This window comes from Burkholderia sp. 3C (genome assembly GCF_054589155.1).
On sequence record NZ_BAAILN010000136.1, the window covers coordinates 19527 to 28200 of the forward strand.

Genomic DNA, 8674 nt, shown 5'->3' on the forward strand with positions numbered 1-8674 from the left:
AGACGACGCCATGGCTCCCCCTCTCGCCAACGATGGTCACGGCATCCATGCCACGCGGCACGACTTCGAGGGCGCACACGATTGGATGGCGCATATCTGCGGCCCGCACGGGCTGCAGGTGAGCCGTCCCAACCGTGTCCAGTTCAATCACTCGGGCACCGTGCTGCGCTCGATGGCGAGCACGCTCGGCTATGTCGAATACGGCACCGACGTGACGATTTCCGTCGAGGACGGCGCACCACTGAACTGCTACAGCATCAGCCTGCCGCTGACCGGCCGGCAGGAGCTCGCGGCGCGCGGGCGCACCTGGCTGTCGGATGCCGATCGAGGCGTGATCCTCTCGCCGCACGAAACGCAGGCGCTGTCGATCGACGGCAATTGCCGGAAGATCATCATGTCGGTGCCGCGCGCGGCGTTGCGGCAGGTGCTGGAAGGCCTGTTGCAGCGTCCGTTCGACGACGCGATCACGTTCGAGCCGGAGATGAGCGCGGCGGCCGGCGAGCCGGGCGCCTGGTGGCGCATGGTGCGCTTCCTGGCCGACGAAATGGAGCGCTCGGGCGGCGTGCTCAACCATCTTCAGATGGCGGGCGACCTCGAACAGGCCTTGCTGAAGGGCCTGCTGATCGCGCAGCCGCACAACTATTCCACCGAGCTCGCCGACGTGCTGCGTCCGACCGTGCCGCGTTACGTGCATCTGGCGCGCCAGTTCATCCAGGCGCACGCCCGGGAAGACGTGACGCTGGAAGACATCGAGCGGGCCGCCGGCGTGTCGCGCCAGAAACTGTTCGCCAGCTTCCGGCAGCACGTCGGGCAGGGGCCGATGGCCTGTCTGAAGCGCTATCGGCTGGAGGGCGTGCGCCGCGACCTGGTGAGCGACGGTTCGGCACGCAACGTGTCGACCGTGGCGCTCGCCTGGGGCTTCACGCACCTGGGCCGGTTCTCGGCCGAGTACAAGTCGCTGTTTGGCGAAACGCCGTCGCAGACGCTGAAGCGGCGAGGGTAGGCCGCCAGGCGGCCCGACCCCGAGCCGGCCCGCTTGATGGGTGAGCGCTCAGGCGGCGAACTGGAAATTCAGTTCCTCCTTGATGCCCAGTTCCGTAACCAGTTTCTCCAGCCCCGAATAATCGCGCGACAGCTTCGACTTGCTGGCGTCGCGTTTGCAATCTTCGAGCATCTCCGCGTAATGCGGCACCTGCAGATGTCGCAGGATGCACTCCCATGCCGAATAGTCCTGCGCCCAGAACGCATCGAGTGCCACCGGCAGGTAGCTGCGGAACGACGCACGCTGCGCCTCGTTCAGTTCTCCGTAAAGCGGCTTGGAGATTTCGGCCAGCAGCGCGGCGTGGGCATATTCGTCGCGATTGTGCAGCGTGGTGATCAGGCTGTGGAACGGCTGGATGGTCGAATCGCGCGCCATCAGTTCCAGATAGGCGTTGATGCTGATTTCGGACACGATCGCGAACACCAGCACTTGCAGATCGCGTTCCCAGGGGTCCTGCGTCTGCGCCTGCAGGCGTTGCAGCGCGCGGTAGGTCACCGAATCGGGGAATTGGATTTCGTAGTCGATGCCGCGCATTTTCCTGGTGCGCTCGATCGCCATCATGTGCATCAGCGAATGGAAATGCTCGTCGATCAGCGAATGCTGGATCTGCTGCTGCACTTCCGGCTCGGAGCCGCACGGAAAGCGGCCGGCCACCAGCAGCGCGAACGCCGGGTTGGCCACGCGCTCTTCCGCCGCGATGGTGCGGCGGTTATAGACGATCCACGCCCAGGCCAACACGGCTTCGCGCGTCTTGTCGGATACCGAGGCAAACGTCGGGTGATCCCAGAACGGCACCATGTAGGCCGGGTAGTCGGGTGCGGCGGAATCGAGCGGGGCATTCGCCAGTTGTTCGAAGAAATCCGAGCGAACGGTGGCGCGCCGGGGCCACGCCGTGCCGAGCCGCTTGACGAAGTCGAGATTGAAAGCGTAATCGATGGTTTCCATTTTCTGTGTCCAATAGAACGATGATTCGGATAACGAAGTTGGCGGCCGAAGCAGCCGGGCCAGGGTGCGTCACGACGTCGACTTCTCGAGATTGACGGTGCCGGCAGACGCGGCGGGTGAGGGGCGCGGGTCGAGCCGGTCGACCGGCACGGCCAGGCGCGTGATCAGGCCGGCCAGCAGGAACAGGCCGATCAGGAGCGCCCAGCCCCAGGTGCCGGCCGTCAACACCACGCCGGTCATCAGGATCGGCCCGACGATGCGCTGGATCGTGTCGCCGAGGCTGAACATGGCCAGATAGCGCCCGCGGCTTCGCTCCGGCGCCATCTCGTACGACAGTTGCCAGCCGGCGACCGAATGCAGGTTCTCGCCAACCGTCAGCAGCAGCAACGCAATCGTGACGCCGACGATCACCACCGGCAGCGCGTGGCCCTCGGCGAACGCGAAGATCAGGCAGGCCGAGACCAGCAGGCCGCTGGCGATGATCCAGAGCCGCAGCGAGGCGCGCACTCCCTTGGCATAGCTGGACAGATGCACCTGCATCAACACGGTGAGCACGGTGTTCACGGCCAGCACGAGCGACGACACGGAAGCCGGCGCGTGCGCTTTCTGCACGATCCAGAGCGGGATCAGCACCAGCAGGATCGAGTCGTGAAGCGCCATCAACGATTCGCTCAACGTCACGAGCATGAAGCGGAGGTTGCGGAACGGCGATTCGGCGGCGGCCGGAGCCGGCGCTGCGGCTTGTGGCGTGACCGGCTCCGGCGTCTCCTGACGCTGCGCGGGTGCGGCCAGGCCGGCCGTGCGCGCGACGCCCGCGATGCAGCGGGCGAAGATCAGGAACGACAGGCTGTTGACCAGGAACAGCGCGGTGAAGGCGGCATGCGAATGCATGGCCTGCACCACGCTCGCCAGCAGGAAGCCGGCCGTGACGCCGACGTTGCGGATCGCCCGGATCGACGCCATCGTCCGCGTGTAGTCGTGCTGGCCTTCCACCTGCCCGACCACCACCTGCATCAGCGGTGGCGCCGCACGGTCGCACGCGGTCAGCAGGCAGGTCAGCAGCAGGTACGGAACCGGGCTGGCCACGAACGCGTAGCCCGCGTAACCGGCCGCGCGGATCACCAGCAGGACGATCATCACCGGCGCCGCGCCGAACCGGTCGGCGAGCTTGCCGATCGGCACCGGGCTCAACAGGCCGCACACGTTGGCGGCCGCCAGCGTGGTGCCGATGAACAAGGCAGGAATCCCGACGTTGGTGACGAAGAACAGCGTGGCGGCCGCCATGAACATGCCGCTGCCGATGGAATCCACCGTGGCGCCGGCCGCGATGATCCTGCCGTTGCGGGTGGCGGGCAGCACCATCGCCAGCATGCCGTGAACGCGACGCATCATGACGTTTCCTCCTGGCACAGGGTGGGGATCTCGACGGGCGCGTCGGCAAATGTCGCGCCGAGCTTGCTCAAGGCGCGTTGCTCGCTCGCACCTTGCAGGCCGACGGCAGCGTGAAGCGCATCGGCGTGGCTGCCGTGAAAGCGGAACAGGCCCCACCGCGGCTCCATTCGGCAGCCGCGGTGGCGCTTGGCCTCGTAGGCGGACAGGCCGTAGTAGATGCTTCGGATTCCTTGCGTCATCGCCCAGCGCATCGCCTCGTAATAGGCGACGGGGAAATAGCAGCTGCGGCCGTTCTCGTCGAAATGAAAGCCGCCGGTGCGGGCATACAGGCGATCGTGCGAACGCAGGTACAGCGCGAAGCCGTCGATGTGCTCGCCCTGGTGCGCGCTGATCACGACGCAATCGTCGCCGAACGTTGCGGCGATCAGGTGCAGGTCGCGGCCGATCCGCTCGGCGTCGCCGGGCAGGCCGTGCTTGATGCGCAGCGCCGCCTGAAGCGCGATCAGCTCCGGCGTGATCGCGTCGGCGCCGGTGTGCACGCGCACCTGCCAGGCGCCGGCCTCGAACTCGGCCAGCTCGCGCTGGATGTTGCGGCGGCGATTGCGGTTCAAGGTGTTCAGGTAGGCATCGAACGACGGCACCTCGGGCAGATCGAGGATGGTTTCCGCGCCGACCACCGCCGGCTGGAAGCCCTGTTCGCGGGCGGCGCTGCCGACGTCCGACAGTTCCTGCGTCGACAGATAGAGCGCGCCGCAACTGCGGCAGCCGAGCTCCGTGGCGGCCTGGCGAAGCAAGCCGGGCAGCGCGGCCAGAATCTGCGCGCGGGCCGACGGCGGCAGCCCGTCGGCGAACACGATGCCCGGATGCGCGCCGAACGTGGCCAGCGCCAGCGATGGGTATTGATCGGCGCGCAGCGCGGGCAACGCCTGGCGCAGCGACAGATACGTGGCCCGCTCGGCGTCCGACAGCCAGTCCGGCACGCCGAACGCGTTGTCGTTGCCGGTCATCTTGGGCAGGTCGTAGAACGGCAGGCCGGTTTCCGCGCTCGCCAGCAGCAGCGGCGCGAGCGCGGCCAGTTCGCCATGGCGTTCGATGCCGAGGTAGCGCACCTGATAGTCCTCGGTGTGCTCCACATAGCGCCACCACCGATGGTCGTCCCAGACGATGGCCGGGCGGCGCAGGGCAGGAAAGGTGGCGTCGGTCGGCCGCTGCTGCGCGGTCAGGATGCGGGCGGCGATGGGCGCGCTCATGACGATTCCGCCCAGGTCACGGCGGATTCCATCAATGCGCAGGAATCCGAAAGGCGCGCCAGCAGCGCCGGCTCGTCCTGCCCGGTGACCAGCCAGGTGGCCACGAAGTCGCCCGATTTGCGCGTTTCGTAGCGCTGGCCCGACCAGTCGTCGCCCAGCGTCACGAGGATCTGCAGGCTCTCGATGCCCGGCAGCGTGTCGGCCGGCAAGCCGCGTACCACGCCGTTGCGCGGCGGCAATCCGAAGTTCGCGACCAGCGGCGATGCGTCGAGCGCGGCCCGGATGCCGGCCAGATCGACCGGCAAGCCGCATGCGATGCGGCACCACAGTTCGCGCGGATCGAGCCCGAGACAGCGTTGCAGCATCGTCGGGATCGGCGTGCCCGCCACCCGGCTCGCGATTTCGCAGAACACGATGTCGCGCTCGGGCGTGATGAAGAATTCGGCGTGCGCGATCAGATCCGAGGTGGCCGGCAACGCGTCCACCACGGCCCAGCTTGCCGCCACGAGCGCCGCGTGACGCCAATCGTCGCGCGCCAGCGTGTAGCTGCCGCTGCCGGAATCGGTCCAGTGCGCGAGGCAGCCTTCGCCGGTATAGGCGGACGGAATCGCGAAGATGCGCTCGCCGTCGATCTTCAGCAGATCGACATGAAAGAAATCGCCGGCGATAAACGCTTCGGCTTCGTAGGCGACGGTGTCCAGCGGCAGCGCCAGGCCTTCGAGATCGGACGGCTGCTCGACCAGCACGACGCCGGTGGAGCCTGATGCGCTGCGCGGCTTCAGCACCACGGTGCCGGGGCAGCGCGCCATGAATTCGACGATGTCGGCCACGGTCTCGACCGGCGCGAACTGCGGCACGCGCACCGGGCTGCCGAGCAGGTGGCGCTTCATGACCACCTTGTCGCGATAGGCGCGGGCGCTGTCCGGGCTCTGGCCCGGCAGGTTCAGTTCGGCGCGCAGCAGGGCCGCGCGTTCGATGTCCACTTCGGCGAGCGCCACGATGCGGCGGATGGTGTGCCGCTGCATCAGCGAACGCGCGGCGGCCAGGACTTCGGCGTCGTCGGCGTAGTGTTCGACGCGGGCGATCTCGTGGAAGCCGGCCGCGACCTCGGCATCGCGAGGCGCGATGCCGAGGAGTTCGTCAGCGCAATCGTGTAGCCATGCCGAATAATCGAGATGCGCTGTCCGGGGACTGAGGAGCAGAAGGATCATGAGGATTGAGCACCGATGTAAATGAATGACGAGGTGTCCGTTGCGCAGCCGTTCTCGCCGCGTTCAGCGGCATGTCCAGCCGAGAAAGACATGCGGGCCGATATCGGGCATCTCGTACGGCGGCCCGTATTGCCGGAATCCCTCGCGCAGATAGAAGCCTTCGGCGGTCGTGCGGGCGTTGCACCACACGAGCGCACCGTCGTTGCACGCCACGAAGGTGAGGATCTGCCGCAGCAACGCCGCGCCGATGCCCGTGCCGCGCTTCTCGGGGTGGCTGGCCATGCCGCGCAGCCGCCAGGCCTGGCCGGGCGGCAACGGGCGCGGCACGCGTTCCTCGGGGGGCAATTCGCGGTAGAGGGAGGCGATGCCGACCAGTTGGCCGCCGTCGAACGCACCGAAATGCAGGACGTGAGGATCGTCGTCTTCCGGATAGCGGCAGGCCTCGATCGGCTGTTGCGGCCGCAGGACGCGATGCCGCAACGGCAGCACCTGCTCGCCCGAAATGGTTCGGACAACGTAAGCCGGGCTGTCATCGTCCGGCACGAAGCCGCTGCCGGTGCGGGCCGGCAGCGCGAGCCTGCCCGCTTCGTCCAGCGCGACCGACGTGCCGCTGTCGACGGCCAGCAACGCGATGCTGTCGATATCGAGGTAGTCGACCAGCGCGCCCAGATGGGCCGTGACGGCCACGCCGGCCGACGATTCGGGCATGCAGCCGAGCATGGTGCGCAAGCCCCTGGCCTTGGCCTGCTGCAACAGGCGCAGCCCGGGCGTGAGGCCGCCGGCCTTCATCAGCTTGAGGTTGACGCCGTGAAAGGCGCGCGCGCACGCATCCAGGTCGTCGCCGTTGACGAAGCTCTCGTCCGCGTAGACCGGAATGGGCGAGCGTTGCCTGAACGCCTCGGCCGCCGACCAGGCGTCGCGCGCGAACGGCTGTTCGATGGCCACCACGCCGTGGCGTTGCAGGCTCGGCAGGGCGGCGATCGTGTCGTCGAGGTTCCAGCCGCAATTGCCGTCCACCAGGAACGGTGCATCCGTGGCGGCGCGCAGCGCGGCGAGCGTATCGAGGTCGAGCGGGCTGGCCAGCTTGATCTTGTAGGCGGACCAGCCCGGCCGCTCGCGCAGCTTGTCGAGCATCACGGCCGGCGTGTCGAGGCCGATGCTGTAGGTCGAGCCGGTTCCCGAGGGGTCCTGAACGTTCAGCGCGCGCCAGAGCGGCAACCCCAGCAGGCGCGCGCGCAGGTCGTGCAGCGCGCAATCGAGCGCGGCGAGCACGAATGGCGAACCCGCAAGCGGCTGCGCAAGGCGTTCCCATGCCTGCTCCGGATGCAGCGGATCGAGCTGCGCGAGCAGCGGCGCGACGCCGCGCAACGCGCCGCTCATGGCGTCGAGCGACGAGTTGTAGCTGTCGGTCATGAAGGCCGACGCTTCACCGTATCCGGTATGGCCGCCCTGGCTCAGTTCGACAATCAACGCATCCTGAACGGGAATGGCTTCGCGCGCGCAGCGCCAGAGGTGCTTGTCGACCAGTCGGATTTGACGAACGCACAGCTTCATCACGATGTGAATCTCCAGTAATGCCGAGCGAAGGGGGCGACGCCGGCCTCAGTTGATCCAGTAGCGCGTCAGATGGCGCACCGGATCGGTGTACTGACTGCGTGCGTGCATCAATCGCCGGTTATCCCAGATCAGCACGCTGCCTTCGGGAATCAGCACCGAAATCATGTTGTCGAGAAAGAACGCCTCGCCTTGCAGGGCGATCCGCGCCAACGGGCCGGCGTCGTCGGCGGCGCTTGCCGCCGCCATGTCGGACTCCGAAGGGTTGACGTCGCCGAAGCGGAACAGGTTGTAGCTGAACCGGAACACCGGCTCGCCGTTCTCTTCGCGCATCATCGGCGCGTCGTGCCGCTTGCGCTGCGTGCTGCCCGGCTCGGTGGTCGCGCTGAACGCGATCGGATGCGTTCTCGCCCACTGTTGCAGTTCGGGGCTCAACGACTTGAAAAAGGCGAACCCGTCCGACAGCAAGGTTTGCCCGCCGCCGCACGCCGCCTGCCGGTGGCAGTGCAGCGCCAGGTATTTCGGCGGCGGATCGTAGACGGGCGCTTCGGTATGCGGCCCGATGCCGTTCTTGCTTTGCGAGTAGGGCAGCGCGTCGAAGCCGGGCTTGTACGTGACTTCGTAGGTTTCCCGGCCGTTGAACTGCGGGATGAACACCCCGAAACGGCGCAGCGTGCCGGGCACGTCGTCGCCCAGCAATTCGGGTTCGAGCACGGTCCACCCCTGCTCGCGCAAGGCGTCCTGATGCTGGAGCAGCATCGTCTCGGTTGCGTCAAACGTGTCGCGATGGTTCATGGCTGATCTCGTCGGTATCAGGATGGGTTGCGCACGGCCGCGCTGTAGGCCTCGATCAGCGTCTGGCAGATTTTTCCGGGCACGAAATCGTGCGCATCGATCCGGCGCACCGGCGTGACTTCGGCGGCCGTGCCGGTAATGAAGCATTCCTCGAACGCGCCGAGCTCCTCGGGCAGGATGGTCCGCTCGATCACCTCGTAGTCGAGCGCGCGGGCCAGCGCGATCACGGTTTGCCGCGTGATGCCGTTCAGGAAGCAATCGGCCACCGGGGTGTGGATCCTGTTGCCTTGCGTGAAGAACACATTGGCGCTGGTGGCCTCGGCCACATGGCCTCGCCAGTCGAGCATCAACGCATCGTGAAAGCCGTTTTCCTCGGCCTGGTGCTTGGAGAGCGTGGCGATCATGTAGTGGCCCGACGCCTTCGCTTCGTAAGGACTGCTCGCGGGCGGCGGCCGCCGCCAGGCCGCGGTCTGCATCGTGATGCC

The 8674-nt window shown here is 67.2% G+C and carries 8 protein-coding genes; 1 reads left to right on the plus strand and 7 read right to left on the minus strand.

The genetic code is table 11. The features are described 5' to 3' along the window. Nucleotides 1–10: 10 nt before the first annotated feature. On the plus strand, nucleotides 11–1003 hold the full coding sequence (locus ACYP33_RS28135) for a cupin domain-containing protein (protein ID WP_459624697.1): 993 nt from the start codon (nucleotides 11–13) through the stop codon (nucleotides 1001–1003). A 48-nt stretch (nucleotides 1004–1051) separates the two neighbouring features. On the opposite strand, the gene ACYP33_RS28140 is transcribed toward ACYP33_RS28135, so the two are convergent. From ACYP33_RS28140 to ACYP33_RS28170, 7 genes are all read right to left on the minus strand, one after another. Then, on the minus strand, nucleotides 1052–1987 hold the full coding sequence (locus ACYP33_RS28140; RefSeq protein WP_459624699.1) for a diiron oxygenase: 936 nt from the start codon (nucleotides 1985–1987) through the stop codon (nucleotides 1052–1054). Between the two features lie 69 nt (nucleotides 1988–2056). Further along, nucleotides 2057–3379 carry an MFS transporter gene (locus ACYP33_RS28145; RefSeq protein ID WP_459624700.1) on the minus strand — a complete coding sequence of 441 codons (1323 nt, stop codon included), beginning with the start codon at nucleotides 3377–3379 and terminating at the stop codon, nucleotides 2057–2059. After that, nucleotides 3376–4629 (minus strand): GNAT family N-acetyltransferase, encoded by a 1254-nt coding sequence (locus tag ACYP33_RS28150; RefSeq protein WP_459624701.1) that lies wholly within the window; start codon nucleotides 4627–4629, stop codon nucleotides 3376–3378. The genes ACYP33_RS28145 and ACYP33_RS28150 overlap by 4 nt, the downstream gene beginning before the upstream one ends. After that, nucleotides 4626–5840: an ATP-grasp domain-containing protein gene (locus ACYP33_RS28155; protein WP_459624702.1), complete on the minus strand. Its 1215-nt coding sequence runs from the start codon at nucleotides 5838–5840 to the stop codon at nucleotides 4626–4628. Before ACYP33_RS28155 ends, ACYP33_RS28150 begins: the two co-directional genes overlap by 4 nt. A gap of 63 nt (nucleotides 5841–5903) precedes the next feature. After that, the gene (locus ACYP33_RS28160) at nucleotides 5904–7394 is read right to left on the minus strand and encodes a GNAT family N-acetyltransferase (protein WP_459624816.1); all 1491 of its coding nucleotides are present in this window, start codon (nucleotides 7392–7394) and stop codon (nucleotides 5904–5906) included. Nucleotides 7395–7442: 48 nt separating this feature from the next. After that, a complete protein-coding gene (locus ACYP33_RS28165) occupies nucleotides 7443–8189 on the minus strand; it encodes a TauD/TfdA family dioxygenase (RefSeq protein ID WP_414448181.1) in 747 nt (248 codons plus the stop codon). A gap of 17 nt (nucleotides 8190–8206) precedes the next feature. After that, on the minus strand, nucleotides 8207–8674 hold a 468-nt coding region (locus ACYP33_RS28170), incomplete at its 5' end, for an aminotransferase class IV (protein WP_459624703.1).